Annotated in this window: 21 protein-coding genes and 1 riboswitch; of the genes, 12 read left to right on the top strand and 9 right to left on the bottom strand. The window is 42.6% G+C overall.

Going from position 1 to position 25,615, the window contains the following annotated elements:
* The first annotated feature begins 9 nt into the window (after positions 1–9).
* The 3 genes from WJR50_RS13655 (at position 10) to metX (ending at position 3,956) form a co-directional block, all read left to right on the top strand.
* Positions 10–729: an SIMPL domain-containing protein gene (locus WJR50_RS13655; RefSeq protein ID WP_341293848.1), complete on the top strand. Its 720-nt coding sequence runs from the start codon at positions 10–12 to the stop codon at positions 727–729.
* Positions 730–1,245: 516 nt separating this feature from the next.
* Positions 1,246–1,354: riboswitch (SAM riboswitch) on the top strand.
* A 222-nt stretch (positions 1,355–1,576) separates the two neighbouring features.
* Positions 1,577–2,899, top strand: a complete 1,323-nt coding sequence (locus WJR50_RS13650) for an O-acetylhomoserine aminocarboxypropyltransferase/cysteine synthase family protein (protein WP_341293847.1) — start codon at positions 1,577–1,579, stop codon at positions 2,897–2,899.
* 7 nt (positions 2,900–2,906) lie between these two features.
* Positions 2,907–3,956: a homoserine O-acetyltransferase MetX gene (metX, locus tag WJR50_RS13645; protein WP_341293846.1), complete on the top strand. Its 1,050-nt coding sequence runs from the start codon at positions 2,907–2,909 to the stop codon at positions 3,954–3,956.
* A gap of 24 nt (positions 3,957–3,980) precedes the next feature.
* Here the strand turns inward: metX and WJR50_RS13640 are convergent, their stop codons facing one another.
* Together WJR50_RS13640 and WJR50_RS13635 are read right to left on the bottom strand one after the other, a co-directional pair.
* Positions 3,981–4,712 carry a LiaF transmembrane domain-containing protein gene (locus WJR50_RS13640; RefSeq protein WP_341293845.1) on the bottom strand — a complete coding sequence of 244 codons (732 nt, stop codon included), beginning with the start codon at positions 4,710–4,712 and terminating at the stop codon, positions 3,981–3,983.
* A 263-nt stretch (positions 4,713–4,975) separates the two neighbouring features.
* Positions 4,976–6,406 carry a serine hydrolase domain-containing protein gene (locus WJR50_RS13635; protein WP_341293844.1) on the bottom strand — a complete coding sequence of 477 codons (1,431 nt, stop codon included), beginning with the start codon at positions 6,404–6,406 and terminating at the stop codon, positions 4,976–4,978.
* Between the two features lie 257 nt (positions 6,407–6,663).
* On the opposite strand from WJR50_RS13635, the gene WJR50_RS13630 reads away from it, so the two are divergent.
* Entirely contained in the window at positions 6,664–7,275 is a 612-nt protein-coding gene (locus WJR50_RS13630) for a hypothetical protein (protein ID WP_341293843.1), read from the top strand.
* 9 nt (positions 7,276–7,284) lie between these two features.
* Here WJR50_RS13630 and WJR50_RS13625 read toward each other — a convergent pair whose 3' ends face one another.
* Positions 7,285–8,514, bottom strand: a complete 1,230-nt coding sequence (locus tag WJR50_RS13625) for an S-adenosylmethionine:tRNA ribosyltransferase-isomerase (RefSeq protein WP_341293842.1) — start codon at positions 8,512–8,514, stop codon at positions 7,285–7,287.
* A gap of 111 nt (positions 8,515–8,625) precedes the next feature.
* On the opposite strand from WJR50_RS13625, the gene WJR50_RS13620 reads away from it, so the two are divergent.
* A complete protein-coding gene (locus tag WJR50_RS13620; RefSeq protein ID WP_341293841.1) occupies positions 8,626–11,751 on the top strand; it encodes a glycosyl hydrolase in 3,126 nt (1,041 codons plus the stop codon).
* A 73-nt stretch (positions 11,752–11,824) separates the two neighbouring features.
* On the opposite strand, the gene WJR50_RS13615 is transcribed toward WJR50_RS13620, so the two are convergent.
* The 4 genes from WJR50_RS13615 to WJR50_RS13600 form a co-directional block, all read right to left on the bottom strand.
* Positions 11,825–12,013: a hypothetical protein gene (locus tag WJR50_RS13615; RefSeq protein WP_341293840.1), complete on the bottom strand. Its 189-nt coding sequence runs from the start codon at positions 12,011–12,013 to the stop codon at positions 11,825–11,827.
* A gap of 192 nt (positions 12,014–12,205) precedes the next feature.
* Positions 12,206–14,143: an AAA domain-containing protein gene (locus WJR50_RS13610; RefSeq protein ID WP_341293839.1), complete on the bottom strand. Its 1,938-nt coding sequence runs from the start codon at positions 14,141–14,143 to the stop codon at positions 12,206–12,208.
* A 71-nt stretch (positions 14,144–14,214) separates the two neighbouring features.
* The gene (locus WJR50_RS13605; RefSeq protein WP_341293838.1) at positions 14,215–14,736 is read right to left on the bottom strand and encodes a hypothetical protein; all 522 of its coding nucleotides are present in this window, start codon (positions 14,734–14,736) and stop codon (positions 14,215–14,217) included.
* 29 nt (positions 14,737–14,765) lie between these two features.
* A complete protein-coding gene (locus tag WJR50_RS13600; protein ID WP_341293837.1) occupies positions 14,766–15,407 on the bottom strand; it encodes a PQLLE family protein in 642 nt (213 codons plus the stop codon).
* A gap of 588 nt (positions 15,408–15,995) precedes the next feature.
* On the opposite strand from WJR50_RS13600, the gene WJR50_RS13595 reads away from it, so the two are divergent.
* The 4 genes from WJR50_RS13595 (at position 15,996) to WJR50_RS13580 (ending at position 19,272) form a co-directional block, all read left to right on the top strand.
* On the top strand, positions 15,996–16,856 hold the full coding sequence (locus WJR50_RS13595; RefSeq protein ID WP_341293836.1) for a methylated-DNA--[protein]-cysteine S-methyltransferase: 861 nt from the start codon (positions 15,996–15,998) through the stop codon (positions 16,854–16,856).
* 72 nt (positions 16,857–16,928) lie between these two features.
* Positions 16,929–17,156, top strand: a complete 228-nt coding sequence (locus tag WJR50_RS13590) for an Ada metal-binding domain-containing protein (protein WP_341293835.1) — start codon at positions 16,929–16,931, stop codon at positions 17,154–17,156.
* Positions 17,143–17,748 carry an alpha-ketoglutarate-dependent dioxygenase AlkB family protein gene (locus WJR50_RS13585; RefSeq protein ID WP_341293834.1) on the top strand — a complete coding sequence of 202 codons (606 nt, stop codon included), beginning with the start codon at positions 17,143–17,145 and terminating at the stop codon, positions 17,746–17,748. The genes WJR50_RS13590 and WJR50_RS13585 overlap by 14 nt, the downstream gene beginning before the upstream one ends.
* Before the next feature lie 138 nt (positions 17,749–17,886).
* Positions 17,887–19,272, top strand: coding sequence for a D-arabinono-1,4-lactone oxidase (locus tag WJR50_RS13580; protein WP_341293833.1), 1,386 nt, complete (start codon positions 17,887–17,889; stop codon positions 19,270–19,272).
* Between the two features lie 30 nt (positions 19,273–19,302).
* Here WJR50_RS13580 and WJR50_RS13575 read toward each other — a convergent pair whose 3' ends face one another.
* Positions 19,303–20,079, bottom strand: a complete 777-nt coding sequence (locus tag WJR50_RS13575) for a phytanoyl-CoA dioxygenase family protein (protein ID WP_341293832.1) — start codon at positions 20,077–20,079, stop codon at positions 19,303–19,305.
* Between the two features lie 213 nt (positions 20,080–20,292).
* Here WJR50_RS13575 and WJR50_RS13570 point away from each other — a divergent pair, with 213 nt between their 5' ends.
* Positions 20,293–21,366: a CNNM domain-containing protein gene (locus WJR50_RS13570; RefSeq protein ID WP_341293831.1), complete on the top strand. Its 1,074-nt coding sequence runs from the start codon at positions 20,293–20,295 to the stop codon at positions 21,364–21,366.
* A gap of 89 nt (positions 21,367–21,455) precedes the next feature.
* Complete coding sequence (locus WJR50_RS13565) at positions 21,456–22,838, top strand: amidohydrolase family protein (protein WP_341293830.1); 1,383 nt, start codon at positions 21,456–21,458, stop codon at positions 22,836–22,838.
* Between the two features lie 13 nt (positions 22,839–22,851).
* Here the strand turns inward: WJR50_RS13565 and WJR50_RS13560 are convergent, their stop codons facing one another.
* Complete coding sequence (locus tag WJR50_RS13560) at positions 22,852–23,655, bottom strand: GIN domain-containing protein (RefSeq protein ID WP_341293829.1); 804 nt, start codon at positions 23,653–23,655, stop codon at positions 22,852–22,854.
* 310 nt (positions 23,656–23,965) lie between these two features.
* Here WJR50_RS13560 and WJR50_RS13555 point away from each other — a divergent pair, with 310 nt between their 5' ends.
* The gene (locus tag WJR50_RS13555) at positions 23,966–25,567 is read left to right on the top strand and encodes an Ig-like domain-containing protein (RefSeq protein ID WP_341293828.1); all 1,602 of its coding nucleotides are present in this window, start codon (positions 23,966–23,968) and stop codon (positions 25,565–25,567) included.
* The last annotated feature ends 48 nt before the right edge of the window (positions 25,568–25,615 follow it).

Raw genomic sequence — 25,615 nt, 5'->3', positions numbered from 1 at the left:
GCGAATAAGATGATACAATTGAAATATATCAATACCCTGATCTTGAGTCTTCTGATTTCTGGAGTAAGTTTTGCCCAGGATAGGCAGGAGACGGTGAAGAAGATAGAAGTACACGGTAGCGCAAAAAAGGAGATTATTCCTGATGAAATCTATTTTTCTATCACCATGAAAGAATACATTGGTGAGGATAAAACCAAAGTTTCCATTGATAAACTTGAGCGAGAGCTTTACAATGCCGTTCGTAAAATTGGAGTGGCCGAAGAAGATTTTCAGATAGAAAACGTATATGGCTACAATCGTGATTGGTACCCCTGGAATAAGAAGAAAGACAAGGAAGATTTTCTGGCACAGAAGCAGTACCGCGTCAAATTCTCTGAACTGGACAAGATCAACCGCTTGTTTGCCTACCTGGACCCCAAAGGAATACAGAGTGCTAATATCTCCGAATATTCTCACTCCCAGATTGAGCAGTATCGCCGTGAGCTAAAAGTAGAAGCACTACGCAATGCCAAAGAAAAAGCGGATTATCTGCTGGAAGGCATAGATGAAAGAAGGGGAGAGGTGCTGGAAGTCCAGGAAATTAATAATGGTTATCAACCTCCTGTGATGTACAAAGCACGAAATATGGCTATGATGGAGTCTGCTGATGCAGGTGCACAAGCTCCTAATATTGATTTCCAGACCATTGAGATAGAGGCAGAAGTAAGGGCAGTGTTTAGGATTGAGTAAGCAAATTACAAGCTAAAAAAAAACTGGCCTTAAGCCGGTTTTTTTATTTGATGCAGTGTACTTCCTGCTTGAGCAGTCAACAATCAGTATAAGGTGTGAAAAACGATAAATGTTAATATTATAATAAGTAGCAAAGGAATGGCAAAAAAATGGTAATTCCAGCCCAGCTTTTGACGATACTTATTGCCTGCTCCTAAAAGGTTGACCCATAATAATTCTTCAATGCCTACTTCTATAATAGCCAAAAATAGTTTTCCTATCAGCGTAATTTACTTAGAAATACATTGGCTGATGTGAAGAAATGCACTGTCTTATATCACGTTGACAGTAGCTAAAGGGTTAGTTTTTAGAAACGAATACGCAAAGTTTTCTCCTGCCTATGTTTTATGCCAGTTTATGCTTAAGTTATTCTCTGTCAACCTGATATGAAGTATCTAAAACTACGCTTGGAACTTTTGAAAATGATTCCTAATATTGTAGCCTGCAAGTCAATGAATACCTTTCTTTAAGGTAGTTGATTTATACAGAAGCGTGGAGAGACAGGCTCACCGAAGCGCTAGCAACCTCCCTCCGACAGGAAAGGTGCTAAATCCTGATCTCGGCAAGTGTCGGGAGAATATAAATTAATGAGTCAAATGAATACAAAAATCTTTTTTTCAAGAAGGCCCAATCCCATATCTCGTGCATATTTTACTATGCCTATGTATAGGGGTATGTATTGTTGCTGTTGCAACTGATATTGTCAGGACGAACTATGCCTTTTCGCATTACGTACTCATGTTAAGTCATTGTAGTACCTCATGAACTTATTTTTAACCTATTACTTACAAAAAACAACCAACAAAAAATGGCAGACACACACAAATTTGAAACCCTACAGCTTCATGCTGGGCAGCAGCCTGATCCTACTACCGGTTCCCGAGCTGTACCGGTATATCAGACTACCTCTTACAATTTTAAAGATGCCGACCACGGCGCTAATCTTTTTGCGCTTAAAGAGTTTGGCAATATTTATACCCGTATCATGAACCCTACCACCGATGTGTTTGAGCAGCGCATGGCCGCACTGGAAGGTGGGGTAGCAGCATTGGCAGTAGCTTCGGGACAGGCTGCACAGTTTATCGCCCTGAATAATATCTGCGATGTGGGAGACAATATCGTCTCAACCAATTATCTGTATGGAGGTACCTATAATCAGTTCAAAATAGCTTTCAAAAGAGTAGGTATCAATGTACGCTTTGTGCAGGGCGAAGATGTTGCCAATTATGAAAAGCAGATAGATGAAAAAACCAAAGCCATTTATCTGGAAACCATTGGCAATCCTGAGTTTAACATTCCTGACTTTGATGCCTTCGCAGCTCTGGCCCAAAAGTATGATATTCCTTTGGTAGTGGATAATACTTTTGGTACCGGAGGTTATCTTTTCCGTCCTATAGAGCATGGAGCCTCCATTGTCACTTCTTCTGCAACTAAGTGGATCGGCGGACACGGTACCAGTATTGGTGGCATCATTGTAGACTCTGGTAATTATGATTGGGGTAATGGAAAATTCCCTCAGTTTTCTGAACCATCCGAAGGTTACCACGGTATCGTATTCTCCGAAGTATTTGGAAAGAATAATCCTCTTGGTTTACCCAATATTGCTTTTGCAATTCGTGCCAGGGTAGAAGGACTACGGGACTTTGGTCCCGCTTTAAGTCCGTTCAACTCTTTCTTATTGCTGCAGGGTCTTGAAACACTTTCGCTAAGAGTTGATAGAACAGTAAGTAATGCCCTGGAATTGGCTAAATGGTTAGAGCAGCATCCTGAAGTAGAAAGTGTGAACTATCCCGGTCTGGAATCCAGTAGATATCATGCGCTGGCTAAAAAATACCTGAAGCGTGGTTTTGGAGGTGTACTTACTTTCAAACTGAAAGGTGATCTGGAAAAAGCCAAGAAATTTGTAAACAGTATGAAACTGGTCAGCCATCTGGCTAACGTTGGGGACGCTAAAACCCTGATCATTCACCCTGCTTCTACAACTCATTCACAACTTTCTGAGGAAGAACAGGCGCATTCGGGTGTCCATCCTACTCAGCTGCGGGTATCAGTAGGTATTGAGCACATTGATGATATTAAAGACGATTTCAAGCAAGCATTTAAACAAGTATCAGATACTGTACTGGTATAAAAAGCCAATGCAAAGAGAAGATAATTTTTATTTTAATGAACTCTTTAAGCTGGAGTCGGGAGCATTGCTTCCCGGCTTTCAGCTTCATTATACTACTTTCGGTCAGCTTAATGATGCTAAGGACAATGTGATTTGGGTTTGTCATGCCCTGACAGCAAATTCTAATTTCCTGGATTGGTGGGAAGGGCTGTTCGGCAAAGGCCGGCTTTATGATCCTGAAAAATACTTTATCATCTGTGCCAATATGCTGGGGTCATGTTACGGTTCTACCGGACCACTATCAGTCAATCCTGAAACCAAGAAACCCTTTTACCATGACTTTCCTCTGCTTACCAACCGGGATATGGTTCGTGCTTTTGATTTGCTCAGGCAGTCATTAGGCATAGAAAAAATCCACACGGTTATCGGGGGTTCTCTTGGTGGCCAACATGCATTGGAGTGGGCGATCATGGAGCCAGAGCGTATAGAACATTTGGTACAGTTGTGTTCTAATGCCCGTCATTCCCCCTGGGGAATTGCCTTCAACGAATCTCAAAGGATGGCAATTGAACAAGATCCTACTTGGCCTAATCATGAAGCAGGCGCGGGGATGAAAGGAATGGCTACTGCCCGTTCTATTGCTTTACTTTCTTATCGCCATTACAATACTTACCATAAAACCCAAGGTGAGTCAACTAACGATAAAGTTGATCATTACAAAGCATCTTCTTACCAGAGGTATCAGGGAGATAAGCTTGTCAGACGGTTTAATGCTTTTTCTTACTGGTTATTGTCAAAAGCTATGGATTCGCATAATGTTGCACGAGAGCGGGGAAGTATGGAAGAAGCGCTGGCAAAAGTAAAAGCTCAATCGCTATTTCTAGGAGTATCTACCGATATATTGTTTCCAGTAAGCGAGCAGGAGTTGCTTACGGAGCGAGTGGCCAATGCACAAATAGCAGTCATTGATTCGGATTATGGCCACGATGGCTTCCTCATTGAAGTCTCCAGCCTTACCAGAGAAATAAGACGCTTTTATGAAAAAGCCAAGCCAAAGCCTGCTTTTACAGATTATTAGCAGGCAGGCTTTGGCTTTATTTCTTTATGAACTTTTTAGTTCAATCCCTCCAAAGAGCACTACTCCTTTAACGATGACTTCCGTATCAGCATTAGGAATATAAGTTTGTGGGAAAGTACGTTTATCATCAACCCCTCCAGCAATGGGGGTGACATCCAGCTTAACATTCCAGTCATTGGGAAGAATAATGGTAGCCCCACCCATGAATATGAAAGCATCAATTTCATTACGACCGGGGGCAAGTTTTGCATTTAGCAGATTAAGGTCTGTCCCTCCCAATACTGAAGTGACTTTCGCTCCTCTAAAGTTGTTGGAGTATGCTATTTTTTTGTTGCCTCCCAATACCGCTGATACTTCAAAATAATCTTCATCAGATTCATAGCTTCTGAATCCATCGGCGTTTTCAGTTTTTTTTTCACGCGAACGTCTCAGTAGTAAAGACAAACCAATAATGATGAAGATTGCCGGCCAGAATAGCCATACTTCAGAGATAAGCTGACCAATGGTAAGGTCCAGAATATCAGCAACTAAAAAAACTCCTCCCACTACAATCAGGGTAATGCCTCCTCCTTTATTATCTCTTGTTCCAACAAGCAGCAAGCCAATGGCGATCAAGAGAGTCTTCCAAGAGAGAACATAGCTGGGTAAGAAAAAGGGAAGCAGGTTGAGGTTATAAAGTAATAAGTAAGCGCCTATGAGGACAAAGATAAAGCCTACTATGATCCTGCTATCGGGTTTTCCGGATCGTTCTGCCATGGGTTATGCTTTTGTTAATGTTGATATTGAAACAACAATTTACAAAATGATGTGAAATTTAGAATAGAAGAAGGGAGATATAAAAAAAAGGGCACGTAAAGTGCCCATCCCGAAAAATCAGCTTAGTGCTGTCTCTGCTCTTCGTCAATCTTCAGTTGAAAAATAAAGAACAATACTTAAAAAGTTACTTAGGTATTTACTTGAATAAGGAAATGAATCATTTCATTAATTAACTAATGAAATCACATTAAGCTATTCTTAATTTATTCATTTGCAGTTGTATTAGCAAGTTTATTAAAAATAATTCCTTGGATACCGGCATAATTCATATTAAAAGTTTGAAAGTTCTTATCAAAAGTAATTTCATAAGTGCTATTACTCAATTCATTTCTGTTCGTAATACGTATAATGGTAGAATTTCCTTTAGGATCCGTTAAGGAAATTTTTTCTTCTTCCGGCTCATATTTTAGTTGATAATAGGCATTTAGTTCAGGGCTGTAAAATTTTCCGGTAAATTGATGCATGCTCACTTCATAGTTTTCTTGCTTTGTAGAAGCGCTGGCATTTGCCTTTTCTTCTGGTTTAGGAGGCTCTGGTCCTAACTTATCCCTGAGGTAAACCGAAGCTACTTCGTATGCTCGTACCAGGGGATTCAAATTGTCAACATTACCCAATATAATAATGGAAAACTCCTCATCCGGAAATCTTAGATATACCGCTCTGTAGCCGCCCATAGACCCGGTATGATGAATCGTTCTTAAACCACGATACTCACCGTTGATCATAGCGTAGGCATAGTCAACTTCTTCTCCATTATTATACCTGCCATTGGTTTGTAACTGATCAATAAGAGCCTGACCCCGCTTGCCTAGCTGATTATGATAAAAGTTCTGATCCCACAAATACAGATCTTCTACACTGCTGTAAAGTCCCCCGGAGCCAACCAGATCAAAACGCATGATAAGATTACCAATACTGTCTTCCGCTAGCTGAGTATACCCAAATGCCCGCTGAGGAATGATGCGCTGATTATCATCATTAAACTGAGAGTGCTTCATGCCTAATGGAGTAAAGATATTTTCTTGTGCAAAATCTCTCAGCGAATGGCCACTTACCCTTTCAATTACAATTGACATTAGATAATAGCATGTATTGCTGTACGCATAATCTTCTCCGGGAATAAAATTGAGTCCCTGCTGACGACAGATCAACTCAAAAATTTCTTCCTCGGGGATATCATCTATCATGCTCCTGCCACTCATTTCCCAGAGCGTAAGGTTATCCCGCAGTCCACTGGTATGATGAATGAGATGGTGTAATCTGATCGTGTGGCCATAATCCGGAAGCTCAGGAATATATTTCCTTATATCATCTTCTAAAGACAGTTTGCCTTCCTCTTCCAGCAATAGTAAAGCAGTTGCTACAAACTGTTTGGATACTGAACCTATGTAAAAAATAGATTGGGGTGTAATGGGGACATTATGCTCTATGTCAGCCATTCCATAGCCTTTACTGTAAATGATTTCTCCCTGATGAATTACTGCCAGCGCACATCCTGGAGTATTAGCGTCAGCAGTATGCCAGCGAGAAAAAATAGCATCTACTTCCTGGTGGGAAGAGGCGTTAGGTTGGTGCTCACATGCAAAAAGTATGGCTACAAAGCAGCATTGGATGATCAAAATAAGTCTGTTCATGAGAAAATGAATAGGCGAAATGAATGAACGGAATGGGTTAAAATACATTAAGTGCAAAATTAATACATGTACGCTTTAAGTGCTAAATACTACAGGTAATGATAAAAAAATGAAACTATCAATTCTTTGAAAAGCTAAATAAGCTTTGAAATAGACAAAAACAGTAAAAAAATATATAAATAGTTTATTTTTTTTAAAGAAAAGTCATATAATTGTAATAGAATACAGATGTAAGATTTACCTTAATTTACCATATTATGAGAAATGTGTTGCTCTTTGCCTTGTCAATATTACTACACAACGGATTATTTGCCCAGGCTCCACATGAGGGAGTGGTAAAGCTAAATAGCCAGGATGTAGTCAGTGGTATAGTGGATATCAACTCTTTTATCAATTCAGCAGTAGTAACCATGGAGGACGGTAGACAGCTTACTTACCATGCTTCTATGATAGCATCAATTGAGACAGTTGATGAATGTGATTTTAGCAGAGAATATCGTTGCTACGATTATCGTTCCAATAGCTTCTTTGATCGTATGGAGAAAAAGCTCTTTCAGGTGATTGCTGATGGAGAAATAGTCTTATTAAGACGTGTCTTTGAGTATGATGTTTTTGATGCCAGTGACGAATACACTATTGAAGAATTCTATTTTTTAGACAAAGACAATAAAGTAAAGCGGTTGAGAAATTTTAAGCGGCAAATTCTTCCGATTATGGAAGACTATGAGTCAGAAGTAGAAATTTTCCGTCAGCGGAATGGCCTGAATAATCTACATAAAGAAATAAATATGTACCTGATAATTAGCTATTACAATCGCCTCAAAAGCAATAATGCTGATGCCTGGACGATGAATGACTTGCCAAATTAGCTTACCAGATTATGGAAGTAAAAGAGAAGAATCTCCAAAACTGAGGAAACGGTAGTTATTTTCTAAAGCATGATGATATATTCGCTTCCAGTCGTTTCCCACGAAGGCTGCAATCAAAAGGATGAGTGTAGATTTGGGTAAATGAAAATTGGTGATGAGTCCCTGAACTACTCTGAACTGATAGCCGGGATAAATAAAGATTTCCGTTTCACCCATCAATTGTTCCAGTTGATTTTGTTCCAAGTAGCTGAGTACATTTTCCATAGATTCATGTAGAGAAAGCTTGTTTGGCAGATCTTCCTGGTAAGCTACCAACTTGGGGATTTTAAATACAGCTTTTGGGTCTTTGCTGAGCAATACACCGTACCAGTAAAGACTTTCCAACGTGCGCAGAGAAGTAGTGCCAACGGCGATAATTTTTCCTTTAGAATGTTTTCGGAGTTGTTCAACATGCTTTTTGGTGATCACCATCTGCTCGGAATGCATAGGATGCTGGGTGACATCCTGAGCCTTGATAGGCTGAAAAGTACCTGCACTTACATGCAGCGTTAGATAGTCTTGTTGAATACCTTTTGTTTCAAGTGCCTTAAGTATTTCAGGCGTAAAATGAAGGCCAGCGGTAGGAGCGGCTACCGCACCTTCATTTGCTGAGTAAACCGTTTGGTAGCGGGGTTTGTCCTCATCAGTAGCTTCTCGTTTAAGGTAAGGAGGGAGAGGAGTGCGGCCAGCCGCTTCAACGATATCTACAAAAGCGACATCAGGATGGTCCCAACTGAAGCTGACAATCTGTTGTTCTGTATTTTCCAGCGAAGCGGAAAGGGTAATTTCCTGATTGTTTATGAATAAAGATTTTTGCAGCACAAGCGCTGATTTCCACTTCTTTTTATTGCCGATCATACAGTGCCAGCTACAACTTTGTTTAGCCAGCATCGCTTCACCAATCACATGACTTGGAGCAATCGGATTGAGCAGAAAAACTTCAATATGAGCGCCCTCTCCCTGAGAAGTAGTGGGTTTCTGAAAAAATAAGCGCGCAGGGATGACTTTGGTAGCATTAAAAAAAAGATGGCTTTGTTCGGGGAGCAATTCAGGTAGTTCATAAAAAGTACGATCCTGAATCCTGCCATTTTGATAGAGTAACAATTTAGCCTGATCACGCTTCTCCAGAGGGTAACGTGCTATGCGTTCATCTGGCAATTCATAGTTGTAAGATTCTAGCTGAATGACTTCTCTCTTCATCTGCTTAATTTTCAAATCGCGAAATTACTAAAATTGCATAGATTAAACAGTCTGTCCAACGCTTTTAGCGCAAGAGTTGTAAATTGCGGGCACACTTTAATCCTTATCTATATGAAGCAAAACTACCACTTAACCTTAATCAGCCTTTGTCTAATTCTTCTTCATACACCTACCTGGGCACAGAATAGTAGAAAAACAAATGTAAGTGCGGAGATTCCTTCTGCCTTATTTGAATCTTTACAGTATCGTATGATAGGGCCTTTCAGGGGTGGGCGTTGTACAGCAGTTACTGGTATTCCCGACCAGCCCATGACTTTTTTGATGGGAACCACCGGTGGAGGAGTCTGGAAAACTGAGGATGGAGGAATGCACTGGACTAATATTTCTGATGGATTTATTCCTGTGGGTTCTATAGGATCTGTGGAAGTGGCTCCTACAGATGATAATATTATTTATGTAGGTACTGGCTCTGCTTCTCCACGAGGAAATGTCTCTGCCGGAAAAGGAGTGTACAAAACAGTGGATGGTGGAAGTACCTGGCAGGCTGCTGGTCTGGAAGAAGCAGGGCAGATAGGTGAAATCCAGATACATCCTAAAGACCCTGACATGATATATGCTGCGGCTTTGGGAAATATCTTTGGGCCCAACTCAGAAAGAGGGGTGTTTCGCTCCAGAAATGGTGGTGAAAGTTGGGAAAAGGTCTTGTTCATTAATGATAGTACAGGAATCATTGATTTAGTGATGGATCCTAATAACCCCAGAGTTCTCTACGCAGGTGCATGGCAGGTAGAACGTAAGCCCTGGACCATCATTGACGGAGGAAAGGGTGGTGGCGTGTACAAATCTACCGATGGTGGTGATAGCTGGGAGCGCTTGGAGGGAGGACTTCCTACTGGGGTAGTTGGCCGGGTAGGGATAGCTGTTTCTCCACTCAACTCCAAAAGAGTATGGGTAATCCAGGAGGCATTGGATGAGACCAAAGGAGGTTTATACATGTCGGAAGATGGAGGCAAAAGCTGGGAGCGCATCAACCGTAAGCATGAATATCGTCAGCGGGCCTGGTACTATTCTCGTATTTTTGCTGACCCGCAGCAGGAGCATACCCTTTATCTGCTCAACACCGGTTTTTATAAATCATTGAATGATGGGAAAAACTTTGAGCGCATCCCAGTTCCCCATGGGGATAATCACGGATTGTGGCTGAATCCCAATAATCCCGAGATTATGATTCAGAGCAATGACGGAGGTTCCAACATCAGTTTTAACGGAGGTAAAAGCTGGTCAACCCAATACAACCAGCCTACTGCAGAAATTTACAGAATTGCCGTGGATAATCAGTTTCCCTACCGAGTATACGGCGCACAACAGGATAATACTACCATTTCAGTGCCTAGTCAGGGGCAGGGTGATCTTGATCCCTTGCAGGATTGGCTGAGTGTAGGTGGAGGAGAAAGCGGGCACATTGCCGTGCATCCTGATGATCACAACATCATTTACGCGGGGAATTATATCGGCATCATGACTCGCCTGGACCGTAGCAAGGGGCATATCAGAAGTGTGGAAGTTTATCCTGATCTGAATGATGGTATTCTTCCTAAAGACTTAAAATATCGCTTTCAGTGGAATGCGCCCATCTTTATTTCCAGGCATAATCCTGATGTGATCTACTACGCCTCCAATTACGTCCACAAATCTACCGATGAAGGGCAAAGCTGGGAGGTAATCAGCCCTGACCTGACCACCAGCAATCAGGAGTTCCTGGCTGAAATTCCCGGCGGACCCATACAAAATGATAATACCGGAGTAGAACTGTACTGTACCATTTTCGCACTGGAGGAGTCATCACTGCAGCAAGGAGTATTGTGGGCAGGTAGTGATGATGGATTAATTCACCTGTCTAAAGATGGGGGAGATAGCTGGACTAATATTACGCCTCCCGGCATGCCGGAGCATGGAACAGTCAACAGCATAGATTTATCACAGCATCAGGAAGGCAAAGCAACAGTAGCCGTGTATAAGTACCGGGACAACGACTTTCGTCCTTACATTTTTCAGACAAAAGATTACGGGCAAAGCTGGCAGCAGTTAACCAAGGGAATTCCTGAAGATCATTTTGTGCGGGTGGTAAGAGAAGATCCTGATAAAGAAGGTTTATTGTATGCAGGGACTGAGTTTGGTATGTACATCTCTTTCAATGATGGAGAGCAGTGGCAACCCTTTCAACTTAACCTACCCAAAACGCCGATCACTGACCTCAAACTGCATCATCAGGACTTAGTTGTAGCCACACAGGGCCGCTCATTCTGGATTATGGATGATGTAACCCCTCTCCATCAGATGAACCCTGAAATTGCACAGGCAGAGATACATCTTTACCAGCCAGCCAATGCTTATCGTACGCAGCTGGGAGGTTATAGGGGCGATAATGCGCCTCAGAATAAACCAGATGGTGCAGTGATTCATTATCATCTGAAAAACGAGGTAGACAGCCTGAGCCTGGAAATATTAAATAGCGAAGGAGAAATCATTCGTTCCTACAATAGCAAAGGTGATCCGGATGCACTAGCTGCTGAGGCAGGAGCTCATCGTTTTGTATGGGACCTGACCTATCCTAAGCCTGATCTCATAGACGAAGCAGTGATGTCACTGAGTTATACCGATGGACCTAATGCCGCTCCCGGAACGTACATTGTTCGCTTAAGTGATGGGCGGCAGAATATAGAAAAGCCACTTACGATCAGTAAAGACCCCCGCTGGACATTCTCCGACGCTGACCTACAGGCTCAGCTAGACCTGGCCATTGCCGTTCGTGATACCTTAAGCTCAGTGCATGACCTTATCCGTAGCATCAGGGGATTGAAAGAACAGGCCAGGTTTATCACCGAACGCAGTCAGAAAACTGATTATGGTACAAAACTGCTTAAACCTTGTGATCAGCTGATACAAAGGCTGAATGCTCTGGAAGAAGAACTGATTCAAACCCGCAGCGAAAGCTCACAGGACCCTATCAACTATCCAGTGAAACTGGATAATCAGTTTGCCTATCTGTATTCGGTCATCCACTCACAGGATGCCAGGCCCACGGTCGGATGTTACGAACGTTTTGAAGACCTTCAGAAAGAACTTGCTGTACATCGTGACACATATCAGCAAATACTGAATGCTGAACTGGAACAGTTTGAGCGGGTTTTAGAGACAGAAGGAGTACCCAGAATGATCATTTCCTCCCTGCGTTAAAAATAAACAGGCAATTTTCCAGAATACTCGGAAAATTGCCTGAAATTCACTAGCTTTTGACAATAAAGGTGAATTAACGCCTGAAAGCAGTGCTGTGACGGTTGAACAAGCGACGAAACTTACCGTCTTTGAGTTGGGAAAAAGGGGTTACATCTCGTTTCATGCTTACCTCTGCTACCGGACTGGTAGATTTAGAAGTAGTGATGAAAGCACCTTCAATATCTATGAATAAATTTGGGTTAATGTTGATAACAGTTGTCATGGCTATTCAAATTTTGGGTTAATATTGTTTTAAAAGGTTAATGTTGTTTCACAGTATTAAAGCCAACTGCCGTGCCAACTATCAAAATCCCCCTAAATCGCATTTTTAGGGGGATTTTTGTTTGAAGTGGTGTTCATAAGCGTACACTTGCTGTGCAGAGATGAACAGCTTCATAAGAATTGGATTGCTATCTTAATAAATTAACTCAAAGGCGCTCTGGTAGGCCTCTATGGATTGTATGTAATCCAGAATTTCGCTGTAGAATGAATTGCTGCCCAGCGTAGCACTGTCGCCGATCATCACCAGCCGCATCTTGGCCCTGGTCATGGCTACGTTCATCCGCCTTTCATCCGCTAAGAAGCCAATCTCTCCTTTGGTATTGGAGCGAACCAGACTGATGTAAATGATATCTCTTTCTCTACCCTGAAAAGCGTCTACCGTATCAATGGTGATGTGCTCTCTGATGTCTTTCAGGGGTTCAAAAGATTCAAACTGCTCGTTAAGGGTTTTGGTCTGGGCACGGTAAGGAGCGATAACCCCAATCATCAGCTCATCTTCCTTAATACGTTCTATTCCTAGCTGCTCCACCAGATCAGTCAGGTGCTTGAGCAGCAGGTGGGCCTCTTCTTCATTGTAGGTGCTGAGTGTTTCAGGATCTACCTTTTCGGTATAGCCACAACCTGCCGTATCTATAAAAGTGATAGGAGGAATATCCGGGCTAAGCAATCTTTCTTTGACACTGGCATCCGCTTTCAGCTCGCCTTTGTAAAAATACTGCCCCGAAAAGTCCATGATCTGCTGATGCATGCGGTATTGCGTTTGCAGCATGCTATCTACCGGCTTACCCATCGCCTGTTGCCGCTTGATGCACTTCTCCATCAGTGTCTCTCCCAGTCCCTGCTTGGCAGCTTCATAAGATTTGACGGTAGGAGGGAGTTGAAAGTGATCACCGGCAAATATTACACGTTCCGCTTTCAGGATAGGAATCCAGCTGGCTGCCTCCAGTGCCTGGGCGGCTTCATCAATGAAAACAGTGCGAAAGCGCATGCCTTTGACCAACTGACCTGAAGCTCCCACCAGCGTAGAGGTGATCACATCGGCTTTGGTAAAGATATCTGCCACAATATAGTGTTCCAGTTGGTCGGCTTCTTCTTTGGCACGGGAAGCTTCTCTGAGCAGGTGTTGCCGTTGCTCACGCTCCGCTCTGCCGTATTTTCGTTTATACTTAAAGCCTAAGGAACGGTACTCTTCTGCTTTGCGCCGCAGGTTTTTGAGTTCTTTGTAGTAATCATGATTGGCAATCTGCGCATCCAGGGTTTTGCTGAGGTTAACATCTGTTACCCTGGCGGGGTGACCAATCCGTACTACCCTCATTCCTTCCTCGCTCAGCTTTTCGGTGAGCAGATCTACTGCGGCATTACTGGGCGCACAGACCAGCACTCTTTCTTCCTGCTTCACGGTCTGCACGATAGCTTGCACCATGGTAGTCGTCTTCCCCGTTCCTGGAGGGCCATGAATGATGGCTACGTCCCGGGCCCGCATTACCCTGCGCAGGGCTTCATTCTGGCTGTCATTTAAGCGGGGAACCTTCTCAGCCTCCTTTTCATCAAATTCGGCGGTCTGTTTTCCCAGCAGTATTTCTCTAAGCTCTGCCAGACGACCACCATCATTTTTGGCATCCATTACCTTCTTGAGTGCTTTGTTCATCTCCCGGTAAGCCATTTCGTCAAACAGAAGATCAATACCGAGATTTGCATAGTCTACCCAATCTGGTAGTTCGTCCACATTGAGGGTAATGGTCATTTGGTTGCTGCGGACGTCGTTCACAACTCCGGAAACGCTGGGCGGCTGCTTTTTATCATTAGTATTGGCAAAGAGGCTGACAATCTTACCCGACTGAAATACATGGGGGCGGTTGATCTCAGTAGTGCGGTTGAGTTTGATGATGAGTTTTTCACCCATGCTATAGCGCTGGCTCGTGAGCGTAACCGGATACCAGCACAGCCCTTCTTTCTTACGCTGTTCCAGCGAGGCGTTCAGTACTTTTTGACGGTAATATTCCAGGTCTGCTTCTTTCTCCAGTTTGAGCAGCTCATATACTTTTCTCAGTTCTTCGCTTGATTGTGCCATAGCTGCAAAGATAAGAGAAAAGCCTACCAGATGTAGGGTGTAGGATAGCTAATTTAGTAGACAATTTACCGTTAGTATTTGCGCAAGAACGTTAGTTTTGTATCAATCTCCTTATTACCGTGTAAATCCTTATTGACAATAACTTCTATTGTATATTTAGTATTGTATAAGGCTAATACCTTGTCTAACTCCTCTTTTTTCTTCTTGGCAACCGCGATACTTTGCCGGTATTTATTTAAAGGACCTGAAGCAAGGGGAAGAACCAGAATACCTGCACCTATGATTATTAGAGGAACTGTTGAGATTACACCTTTTTCTAGGCCATATTTTCCAAAAAAATAGCCTGCTGAAATAAGAAGAACACTTACTAAAAGGAAAAACACAAAATTTGCATATGATATAAGTTTAGTCCTTCGCACTAACTCATATTCTATATTTACCTCCTTTATAATATTTTCATACTTCTTTTCCAATCTGATTTCAGAGCACTTTTCTCTAAAGGAAGGTCTATCATTAGTTAAGCTACATCTTGTGCCAACTTCTATATCATATAACTGGTTTTCACAAATCCTACAATGGCTGGCTAAATTCATGAATTAAAAGATCATAAAGTTATGGGGTATTAAGCCTTCACCAGTATACCTACTATTTCCAGTAATTGAGGGTCATCTTCCAGGGCTGCCTGCAGGATCGCTTTATAGCCCTTAATCCAGCGTTGTAAGTCTTTGAGGGCCTGATTGCGCTGCTGAGTAGCCGACTGAGCTTCGCCCGTTTTTTGTGATTGCTGCTGCTGAGATTGAATCAAGGCATTGACCATTGCCTGAGCCTGCTCCAATTCCGCTTTGGAGACACCGTAACGCTTGAGGCCGGCCTGATGCTGAATAATTTTGTTGTAAAAGTTAGCCACCTGGTCCACAAAAGCAGCCCGTTCCTTAGGCGTGCGTGTGTTCAGTTTTAGCGAATTTTGCAGTCCACGATCTTCGTTGAATGCCAGCCGGGCAAGGGTGCGATGCTCCTGATACGTAGTTTTGAGCAGTTGTAAATCCGAAAGCACAGTGTCAGTAGCATTCAGCTTGGCTCCGTACTGGTCAGACTGGAGGCCATGTAGCAGCATAAATTTCTCAAACAGGGCTTTACCCTTGTCAATATTCTGGAGAGGATAGCCAAAATCCGTTAATGCAGTGCGGATACCATTATGATTCAGAGAGTTGTCAATCAGGGTGCGGTAGGCTCTGATCTGAACGGCAAGCGTTTTACTTTTCATGGACACTGAGTTTAATCTGTCAGAGATAATTAAGTTGCATCGGAGACAGTCCGGCAGCTTACAAAAATAGGAGAGTGGTCTACAGTAAAAAAGTCAGTAATTCTCACATTTGTACCCATGTAATGAATCGTATTCCTATGAAGATTGGGCTTTTGGTTTGGTAAGTATACAGGAATGGTGAAGGTAGCAGGATTGTAAATGCTTTAGATTAAAATAAGTGCTCATACAGCAGGAATGGAGGATGCTAACCGCAAAAAAATGGCAAGTCATGCTTTCCCTGTCGTTTTTTTTGCGAAAAAATTGACCGTGCTACCTTTCCCGATCATTTTTCTGTGCTACTCACCAATAATTCCAGGGTGACTTGTCATTTTTTCCAGGTAAAAATGACCGGGCAAGGTGGAATCATCATTTTTTTGCATCACTTAGTGGCAAGTCAAGGCTGCCTTGACTTTTAGATTACTTCAGATGCTTTCAAGGCATATAAATCATGCTGTTTTATTAAATTTCACTTCCTCATCTCAGCAAATTTCGGGTGGTGAACTGCTGTAATGTGTATTACTTTTGTTTTATTACTAACCCATGCACAAGATGAACACACAGGCAGCAACGGACTTTGAGCGTATCGCCGAGGCCTTAGCGTATATTCAACAAAACTTCAAAAATCAGCCATCGCTGGAAGAGGTAGCTGAACAGGTACATTTAAGTCCTTTCCACTTCCAGCGGATGTTTAGCGATTGGGCGGGGGTGAGCCCCAAGAAGTTTTTGCAATACATCACCCTGGAGTACGCTAAAAAGCTACTGAAAGAGCAGCAGTCCTCTCTTTTGGATACTTCCTATGAAAGCGGACTTTCCAGCCCAGGTAGATTGCATGATCTTTTTGTCAGCATAGAAGGGATGACCCCCGGAGAGTATAAAAACGGAGGAGAGAACCTATCCATCAGTTACAACTATGCCGACAGTCCTTTTGGCAAAATTTTGATTGCTTCTACCCCCAAAGGAATATGCCATATGGCTTTTGCCGATGATGAAGCATTCGCTTTACAAGAGCTGAAGAGCAAGTTCCCTGCGGCAAACTATCAGCAACAATCAGATGAGGCACTGGAAAATGTGCGCCTCATCTTCACCTCTGACTGGAATAAAATCCATGAAATCAAACTGCATCTGAAGGGCACTGCTTTTCAACTCAAGGTGTGGGAGACGCTGCTCAGGATTCCCTGCGGTCAGTTGGCTACCTACGGAACTATTGCCCATCAGATTGACAGGCCCAAAGCATCGCGGGCGGTAGGTACAGCCATTGGTGATAACCCAGTAGCTTACCTGATCCCCTGCCACAGGGTGATACAATCCAGCGGATTGTTTGGTCAGTACCATTGGGGCAGTCTGCGGAAAACTGCGATGATCGGCTGGGAAGTAGCAAAGGCTGAGCAGATGCTTATGAATGAAGGATGATTAATGAGGGATGAAGAATGAGGGATGTAGAATGAATATTATGGATGAATAATGATGTGGGGGCATAGTGAAATGAGTGACAGGGAAGTGAGAAAAATGATCAGAGCAGGAATGATTCAATGGAGTGGTAATCGTAAACTGAGAATCTTCGGCGGTTTGCACTGCAAAAGTGGTAAACGCCTGCGGAAAGAGAATCGTGTATTTTTTAGCAGTAGAGAAGAAGCGGAGCAGGAGGACTACCGGCCCTGTGCGCATTGTATGAAATCAGCTTATCAAGAGTGGAAAAATGGATTTATTTAGTCAGGAAGAAATGATAAACCATCTGCCCTATGATGGTGAAGTATATTATTATGGGCATGTGCTAGACCCGGAGGAAGCGGATAGTTATTACGAAAAACTGTTGCAGCACATTGCCTGGAAGCATGATGAGGCAGTGATGTTTGGCAAGCATATTATCACCAAACGAAAGGTAGCCTGGTACGCCGACGGGGATTATTCCTACACCTATTCCAACGCCACCAAGCAGGCATTGGCCTGGACAGAAGAATTATTGCAACTCAAACAACTGGTAGAGAAGCAGTGTGGAGTAAGCTATAATTCCTGCTTGTTGAATCTGTACCATGATGGAGAAGAAGGTATGGCCTGGCATAGCGATGATGAGAAGGCACTTGCAAAAGATAGTAGCATTGCCTCCCTCAGCCTGGGTGCGGAAAGAAAATTTGCCTTCAAACACAAAGACAGTAAGCAAACAGTATTCCTCATACTGGCACATGGGAGTCTGCTGGAGATGAAAGGCACTACCCAAACCTACTGGTGGCACAGACTACCCAAAACCAAAAAGGTAAAGCGGCCCAGGATCAATCTTACCTTTCGGAGAATGGATGTTGAATAAAGTGTATGTTGTGCATTGGTGGAGACACCAAGGAAGGTACAAAATGCTTTTCCAATATTCTTACTCCTTGATTTTCCATTCAAATAGCTATATTGGGAGTAAAGACAACACTACTTCGCCATACAACCGCCTAGCATCATGGAAAAAAGAAAGTTTCTTAAAACCACCTCCGCTACTGTTATTGGCGGTTTACTTACGCCTATGATTTCTTGTAATTCAACCACAGAACAGCAAAAGCAAACAGCATTGAGCCAGGAAGCACGAAAAAACTGGGCCGGTAACCTGACCTACAGCACCGATAAACTCTATGAAGCTCAAAATGTAGAAGCACTACAGCAAACCATCCGAGACCTGGACAAAGTAAAAGTTCTGGGCACACGGCACTGTTTCAACGACATCGCTGATAGTACGGCTAATCAGGTGTCATTGCAGCAGCTTAAGCAGATCACCATTGACGAAGATGCCAATACAGTCTATGTTGAAGCAGGAGTAAACTACGGTGAACTATCACCCTATCTTGATGAAAGAGGCTATGCGTTGCACAATCTGGCCTCCTTACCGCATATCTCAGTAGCCGGAGCCAGTGCTACCGCTACCCACGGTTCAGGCGTAAACAATGGTAATCTGCCTACGGCAGTAAATACTATAGAGATGATCAAAGCCGATGGAGAACTGATCAAACTATCACGTGCAGCGGACGGCGATAAATTCAACGGAGCGGTAGTCAACCTGGGTGCATTAGGTGCAGTCACCAGATTGGGACTGGATATTCAACCCACCTTTGAGATGCGGCAGGATATTTACCTCTCTCTGCCGGTAGCACAATTGCATGAAAACTTTGATGAGATCATGGCTTCCGGTTACAGTGTGAGTCTGTTTACCGACTGGCAGAGTAATACGGTCAATCAGGTATGGATCAAACGCAAAGTAGAAGATGTGCCTTCGGGAACGGCTGAGCCAGTGTTTTATGACGCCAGGCTGGCCGACAGAGATGTACATCCTATCATAGAGATCTCGGCTGAAAACTGCACCAAGCAGATGGGCGTAGCCGGTCCCTGGTATGAGCGCATGCCGCACTTCCGAATGAACTTTACACCCAGCAGTGGTAAAGAGCTGCAAACAGAATTCTTCGTACCCAAACAGCATGCGGTAGAGGCTTTTCGCAGCATACAGGCACTGAAAGATCAGGTAGGTCCTATACTGATGATTTCCGAAATACGCAGCATTGCCGCAGATAACTATTGGATGAGTCCCTGCTACCAGCAAGATTGTATAGCATTTCATTTTACCTGGGAACAGGAAACAGAAAAGCTACATCAACTGTTGCCTACATTGGAGGAAGCTTTGCAGCCTTATGATGCCCGTCCGCACTGGGGCAAGGTTTTTCGGATGTCTGCCGATCGTTTGGCATCCTTATATGAAAGGATGCCTGACTTCATCAATCTGGCAAATGAATATGATCCGGAAGGCAAATTCAGGAATGCCTATCTGGAGCAAAATATCTTTGGGGGTGCAAAAGCTTAAGAATATGCTTATCAAAACACAATGATTTGCTTACACCGCCAGTACTTCTATAGCCGCTTTACTAAGTCTGGCTCGGGTTTCAGGTAGGATGTAGCGGCTCTGGTCAATTTGCTGGGGCTGGTCACGGCGACAGTAATAACTGTGTACTGCCCGTCTTACTTTATCAGTGCGATTGGTGGTGCCCCCATGCCAGGTATGAGAATTGAAGATCACCACCGTTCCGGCAGGAGCTTCAATGACAATTTCCTCAGGATGTGTCGCCATCTGATCTTCCAGTTCATCTTGAGGGAGCTTACCATTCTTGTGGGTTCCGGCTACTAAGCGGGTAGCACCATTAGCGGCAGAAAAATCATCAAGCAGCCAGATGGAATTACAGACTTTAAAATCGCCGGGAGCAACGGTTTCGTGCCAGTCTACGTGCAACTTCTGCTGACCATAACCCGGCAGGGCACCGCGATAGTTTAATGAGGAAAGTTTAAGTTCCTTGCCTACTACCTGTGCTACAGCTGCCAACACCCTGGGGTGAGTATAGAAAATATCAAACAGAGGGTCTTTGTTGACCAGGTCAGCAAGTCGCTCGGCACCTTCTTCTTTAGGGTGACGTATGTATTTAGACTCAGCCAGTTCAAATCCCGCCTGTTCACCTTCTGCTTCCATCAATCGTTGAATAACATTGCGGATGTCATCCAGTTGCTGATCAGACAGAAGTTTTCCCAAGGAGAGATAACCGTTGTCATCCAGAAATGCTTTTTCTTCAGCAGTGAGGGTATCAGGCTGCACGCCAAGTTCTTGCAGGTAGTGACTCATAGTGATAGGTTATTGTTATGTACTAGTATATTGCTTTTGGGCAAATTTTACAAGTACCGGGTTTTCTTCTGCTTTGTTTAATCATTCCGAAGCAGGAAGGGAGGCTAATCGGTGTCAAACTCAGGGCAAGTCTCTTACTATGTTTTGTAATGTTGATTTGCAAAACATTCCTCAGCAAAGCTACATTTATATAAAAAAATATTACCTTTTGGCATGACCATACTTATTGGATTTTTTCTGCTGTCAATCTTCTTTTCATTTTTATGCTCCGTTTGGGAAGCAGTCTTACTCAGTGTGACCCCATCTTACATCAAAAGAAAAGAGCAGGAGGCACCCGCTACCGGAAAATTACTGGCTTCTCTCAAAGAAGATATTGATAAGCCCTTATCTGCAATTCTTACCCTCAACACCTTCGCCCATACAGTCGGGGCCATTGGGGTAGGAGCACAGGCTGGCAAACTATACGGTTCCAGCTATTTTAATGTGTTAGGTTTTGAGATGACTTATGAATCGCTGATTGCGACCCTCATGACCCTGGCAATCTTATTCCTTTCGGAAATCATTCCTAAGACCATTGGGGCCAACAACTGGAAAAGTCTTGCCCCATTAACTGCACGTGCACTGAGAGTGCTCATGTGGGTTCTTACCCCTTTTGTATGGTTGAGTAATCAACTCACCAAAATTCTGAAAAAGGACAAAGACAAGAGTGTATTCAGCCGGCAGGATTTTGCTGCCATGACTGAGGTAGCCAATGATAGCGGTGCTTTTGACGAAGGTGACTATAAACTGATCAAAAATATCCTGCAATTTGACGAATTGACCGCTGAAGATGTGATGACACCCCGAACAGTGATGGTGATGGCGGAAGAGAACCAGACGCTGATGCATTATTATCAAAACAATCAGCCTATGAATTTTTCGCGTATTCCTTTGTTTGATGAGGGTAAAGATACGGTGACAGGAATCTTGCTGAAGGATGATCTCTTATCCAACCTGGTGGATGGCAAATCGGATGAGTTGTTGAAGAATATCAGCAGAGAGGTGAGCATGATCTGGAATCATACACCGCTGCGCAAAGTATTTGAAACACTGAATGAAAAGCGAGAGCACCTTGCAGTAGTGGTTGATGAATACGGAGGGCTGATGGGGCTTGTCACGCTGGAAGATGTCATTGAAACGCTCTTCGGATTGGAGATTATGGATGAAACAGATTCCATATCCGATCTGCAAAGCTATGCCCGCCAAAAGTGGGAGCAGCGAGCCAAAAAGCTGGGCCTGATAGAATAGTAATGTTCATGTAGTAGGTCGTATTCAGCTTTTTATCTGCTAAAATTATTAAATTCATCTATCAGTCTCCAGTCAAAAACCAACCACCTATGAAATATCTATTTTTGCTTTTCTTACCCATCATTGCCTGTACTGCCCAGGAAGCTGCCCAAGAAAGTACCAATATCAGCAACACTTCCACAGTCATTAGTAATGTAAATGTAGTGGATGTTCGCGAAGGCAGCATTGATGAAGGGCAATTTGTAGTAATTGACTCGGGGAGGATCAGTCAGATACTTGCGCAGGAAGCAGAGTGGCCGGAAGGTGTAGAGATAATTGACGGCAGTGGAAAATATCTGATGCCTGGCCTGGCTGAGATGCATGCCCATATCCCTTCACCACCTCAAAGCAGGGAGCTGATTGACCAGACTCTTTTTTTATACCTCTCCAATGGGGTAACGACCATCCGGGGAATGTTGGGGCACCCTATCCATCTGGAACTCAGGGAGCAGGCAAAGAATAATGCAATTCTAAGTCCGCGGATATTTACTTCCAGTCCTTCTTTCAATGGCAACACAGTGCAGACTGTAGAGCAGGCCAGGGAAAAAGTACAAAGCGCTAAAGAAGCAGGTTATGATTTCCTGAAGCTTCATCCCGGCATCAAATTAGAGGTATTTAATGAAATTGTGAATACTGCCAATGAGGTAGGAATTCCATTTGCCGGTCATGTGTCGGTGGATGTGGGAATCCGCAGGGCACTGGAAAGCGGCTATGCCTCAGTAGATCATGTGGATGGTTTTCTGGAAGGCTTAGTTCCCGAAAGTGCTAATGTACAGCCTGATGAAAATGGTTTTTTTGGCTACAATTTCACCAGCCTGGCAGACACTTCCATGATAGACGATCTGGTACAGATGAGTAATGAAAATGAAGTATGGGTGGTACCTACCCAGGCGTTGTTTGACCGCTGGTTTTCCCCCGAATCTGCCGAAATGCTGGCAGAAGCGCCCGAGATGCAATATATGCCCAAGTCAACGCTGGACAACTGGGTAGAAAGTAAAACGCAATTAGTAGGAGGAGCTGACTACAGTGCCGAACAGTGGGAGGAGTTCAATGCCATACGCCATGAGATGATTCATCAGCTGCATGAAAATGGCCAGGGATTATTACTGGGCTCTGATGCGCCCCAGGTATTTAATGTTCCTGGTTTTTCCATTCACCACGAACTTAATGGAATGCTTCAGTCCGGACTCACACCTCTGGAAGCCATACAGATAGGTACCATCAATCCGGCAGTATTTTTCGGTATGGAAGGTCAGTTTGGTGAAGTTACAGAAGGAGCCAGCGCAGACCTGATCTTAATCAACGCAAATCCGCTGGAAAGTCTGGAGGCTATCAAAAATCCTGAAGGAGTCATGGTGCGTGGACGCTGGCTAAATCGTGAGGAAATAGAGAGCCGACTGGCAGAAATCGCCCAAAAGAACCAGAGTCTGTGAACAGAATAGTTGTTTATTGGTCTTTTTCTATCAACTGCCCATCACCACTTAAGCTCTGATTGATGATGGACGGTTCGCCTTTGTAATAGACGATACTTCCATCGCTTACAGTAACATCCAGTGTACTGGTAGGGAAAACCCAGGCATATGCACCATTTCGGGCAGTAACCATGACCTGTTGGGCCTCAAGAGGTTCAATAAACTCAATAGTGGGATCAGGAAAGTCAAGATTAAATTGCGCGCCATCGTTCATCACTAAGCTAAAGCGCTCAGTAAATCCCTGAATATTGCCGCGGGTATTGTTACGTAAATCAGCAGATGTTTCTCTGCTTTGAAGATCAGCAATTTCAAGGGTCGCGGCATCGCGCAAGCCAAAATAAACTGAATCGTAAGTAAAGCTTTGTTCCGCCTTTATGATAGCAGAATTTCTGCTCAATATGGTAAGCTCGTCACTATTACTACTAAAATTTTCAGGAAAATAAGTGATGCTGTTTTCTCGGCAAATGAGCTGTACAAGTTCTGGCACCCAAATGTCAGCTACCACATCATTCACGATAGCCTCATCAGGATTATAAATATTCAGCTCTTCATCTACCACTGTTACTTCAACGCCTTCAAGAGGTCCCAGGCCGCTAAGTTCCACTCTTTGCTCGCCTGAACGAATATTGACAATAATATTCTGGGCAACATTAATTCTATCAAAAGCTGGGAGTTCCAACTGTAGCACCGGGTTTTCCTCATCTTCGGTACAGGAAGTTAAAGTCAATAATAGTAAAAATACAATTACACAACTCAGTTTAAAAAATTGAAATTTCATTAGAACGGCTTTTATGTATATCCAGAAAGGGCATTACTTTGTTTCTATAGCGGCACTGAAAACCTCGTATGAAGTAGAATTTTTTTAGCTCCAGTAAAAACTTCTGCAAAAGCTACTCAATGGATATTTGCTGTTATCATGCTAAAAGAGGTTAGAAAACCTTTATGTTGAGCTTATCTTGATTATCCGATTTGCGCATGAGCTTCTCATATATTACACAGGTAGCATACACTTAATAAGAGACAAATTACTCTTTCTCATAGTGTTAATTTTAGCCGCTTATATTTTATACCTCCATAAACGATTAAAGATGATTAAAAGGAACTGGATGGGCTATTATGCATTAGCGCTTTCATGCTTTGTGGCCTCTTGTGAAGAAGAAATACAGGATACCGTGGCACCTGATATTAGCATTACTTCACCTATGCTAGATACTAAGCTTTGGCTGGGTGTGTCAGTAAAGGCAGATGTAACCGATGATCACCTTGTTTCAAAAGTAGAGTTTTACTTAGATGATGAATTATTAGGAGAAGATACCGAAGCTCCATATGAGCTTGATTTTAATAGCAAACAGTATGAAGATGGGATGTATGAGCTTAAAGTTCTTGCCTATGATGGAGGAGGAAATCAAACGGAAGCCAGCCAGGATATTGAGATTTTTAATTCATTGCTTAAAGTGAGTGTAGGAGATAATTATTTGGAGAGCAATGAAGAAGAATGGATAGTAGTTGGGACTCATGAAGGTGAAGTGCTAGAAACCATTATGATTGAAAATAGTGAGGAATATGTTTTTGCTAGACCTGATGATTATTTAGAAGATAAAATCAATGTAATGGTCATCAGTAGAAATATGTATGATACTGAGAATGAAGCAATTGACATTTTGCAAATGCAAAACCTATATCCTGAAAGCTGGACACTTAAAGGAAACCAAAATAGTAAAGATAGTATTGGTACAGCGACTATAAATTTTTCCAATAGTCAAGAAGAAAGGGTTGGTACAGCTACACATAATATATCACATATTACATTTAATAGAATTTACAATGATAGTGATAGTATTATCAGAAATAACATTTATAAGATTGCCAAAGAGCCTGCTAGGGTGTTGACGTATATTCATAATTATACTGACAATACTGTTCCCAGATATCATTGGATTCCAGAAATTGAATCAGAAAAAGAATATAATTTGATTAATGAAGATTTTATTCCTATGAATTTATGGCAAAATATTACTCTTCCTCCTAACAGCTCAGTTTTTTATAACATAAGAGGCCGTTACAAAAATTCAGAAGTATATGAAGTGATGCGGAACTCTTTTTCTGGAAATCTATCTTCTCTTTCAATGTATGTACCAGGGGAAACATTTGAAGGCTATAGATATGGAATCTCCATAAGAAATGATAACTACTTTTATTACAAAACTGAACTGGCAAAGCCAGATGAAATACTTACTATTCCAGAAGTAAGTTATGAAATAACCGATAACAGTATGGAATCTTTTTCATCGCAAGTGAACTTTGAAGGAGATTTTTGTAGTAATCTTTGGAGGTATAGATATAGAACAGATACTGAATTAAAAAATGTTTATTGGTATATTGATTCAGATATTAGTGAAGGAAAGGTTGAAGCAAAAAAAATGTCTATACCTGAAGCAATTATCAATAGGTACTCTTTATTAAGCGAGAGTAAAGATAACTTTGTACACGAAGAGATCATGTTTTATGATTATAAAGGTATTTCTTCTTTAAATGAATTTGTGAAAGAGACTTACCATTACGATAATGATATTATTGACTATGAGTTCTTAATTTTTGAGTTTGACAATCCAAATGCAAAAATTTCTCAAGATAAAGAGCATGAGGTTTTTAATAAAAAGAGAATGGAAAAGCATTCAAAAATAAGGTAGTTGTTAAGTTTTTCTAAATTAAGTAGCCGACTAATCGTTTAGTCGGCT

It is taken from the genome of Catalinimonas locisalis (genome assembly GCF_038039535.1).
Lineage (GTDB): Bacteria > Bacteroidota > Bacteroidia > Cytophagales > Cyclobacteriaceae > Catalinimonas.
Note: the sequence above shows the minus strand (reverse complement) of the source record. Positions and strands in the feature narration are given on the sequence as shown.

Bases quoted from the DNA above. Each gene is read 5' to 3' on its own strand.
- WJR50_RS13565 (WP_341293830.1), top strand. From the start codon at position 21,456: ATGAAATATCTATTTTTGCTTTTCTTACCCATCATTGCCTGTACTGCC.
- WJR50_RS13595 (WP_341293836.1), top strand. From the start codon at position 15,996: ATGAACACACAGGCAGCAACGGACTTTGAGCGTATCGCCGAGGCCTTA.
- WJR50_RS13570 (WP_341293831.1), top strand. From the start codon at position 20,293: ATGACCATACTTATTGGATTTTTTCTGCTGTCAATCTTCTTTTCATTT.
- WJR50_RS13575 (WP_341293832.1), bottom strand. From the start codon at position 20,079: ATGAGTCACTACCTGCAAGAACTTGGCGTGCAGCCTGATACCCTCACT.
- WJR50_RS13620 (WP_341293841.1), top strand. From the start codon at position 8,626: ATGAAGCAAAACTACCACTTAACCTTAATCAGCCTTTGTCTAATTCTT.
- WJR50_RS13650 (WP_341293847.1), top strand. From the start codon at position 1,577: ATGGCAGACACACACAAATTTGAAACCCTACAGCTTCATGCTGGGCAG.
- WJR50_RS13635 (WP_341293844.1), bottom strand. From the start codon at position 6,406: ATGAACAGACTTATTTTGATCATCCAATGCTGCTTTGTAGCCATACTT.
- WJR50_RS13630 (WP_341293843.1), top strand. From the start codon at position 6,664: ATGAGAAATGTGTTGCTCTTTGCCTTGTCAATATTACTACACAACGGA.
- WJR50_RS13555 (WP_341293828.1), top strand. From the start codon at position 23,966: ATGATTAAAAGGAACTGGATGGGCTATTATGCATTAGCGCTTTCATGC.
- WJR50_RS13610 (WP_341293839.1), bottom strand. From the start codon at position 14,143: ATGGCACAATCAAGCGAAGAACTGAGAAAAGTATATGAGCTGCTCAAA.
- metX (WP_341293846.1), top strand. From the start codon at position 2,907: ATGCAAAGAGAAGATAATTTTTATTTTAATGAACTCTTTAAGCTGGAG.
- WJR50_RS13590 (WP_341293835.1), top strand. From the start codon at position 16,929: ATGAGTGACAGGGAAGTGAGAAAAATGATCAGAGCAGGAATGATTCAA.
- WJR50_RS13625 (WP_341293842.1), bottom strand. From the start codon at position 8,514: ATGAAGAGAGAAGTCATTCAGCTAGAATCTTACAACTATGAATTGCCA.
- WJR50_RS13655 (WP_341293848.1), top strand. From the start codon at position 10: ATGATACAATTGAAATATATCAATACCCTGATCTTGAGTCTTCTGATT.
- WJR50_RS13585 (WP_341293834.1), top strand. From the start codon at position 17,143: ATGGATTTATTTAGTCAGGAAGAAATGATAAACCATCTGCCCTATGAT.
- WJR50_RS13640 (WP_341293845.1), bottom strand. From the start codon at position 4,712: ATGGCAGAACGATCCGGAAAACCCGATAGCAGGATCATAGTAGGCTTT.
- WJR50_RS13600 (WP_341293837.1), bottom strand. From the start codon at position 15,407: ATGAAAAGTAAAACGCTTGCCGTTCAGATCAGAGCCTACCGCACCCTG.
- WJR50_RS13615 (WP_341293840.1), bottom strand. From the start codon at position 12,013: ATGACAACTGTTATCAACATTAACCCAAATTTATTCATAGATATTGAA.
- WJR50_RS13580 (WP_341293833.1), top strand. From the start codon at position 17,887: ATGGAAAAAAGAAAGTTTCTTAAAACCACCTCCGCTACTGTTATTGGC.
- WJR50_RS13560 (WP_341293829.1), bottom strand. From the start codon at position 23,655: ATGAAATTTCAATTTTTTAAACTGAGTTGTGTAATTGTATTTTTACTA.
- WJR50_RS13605 (WP_341293838.1), bottom strand. From the start codon at position 14,736: ATGAATTTAGCCAGCCATTGTAGGATTTGTGAAAACCAGTTATATGAT.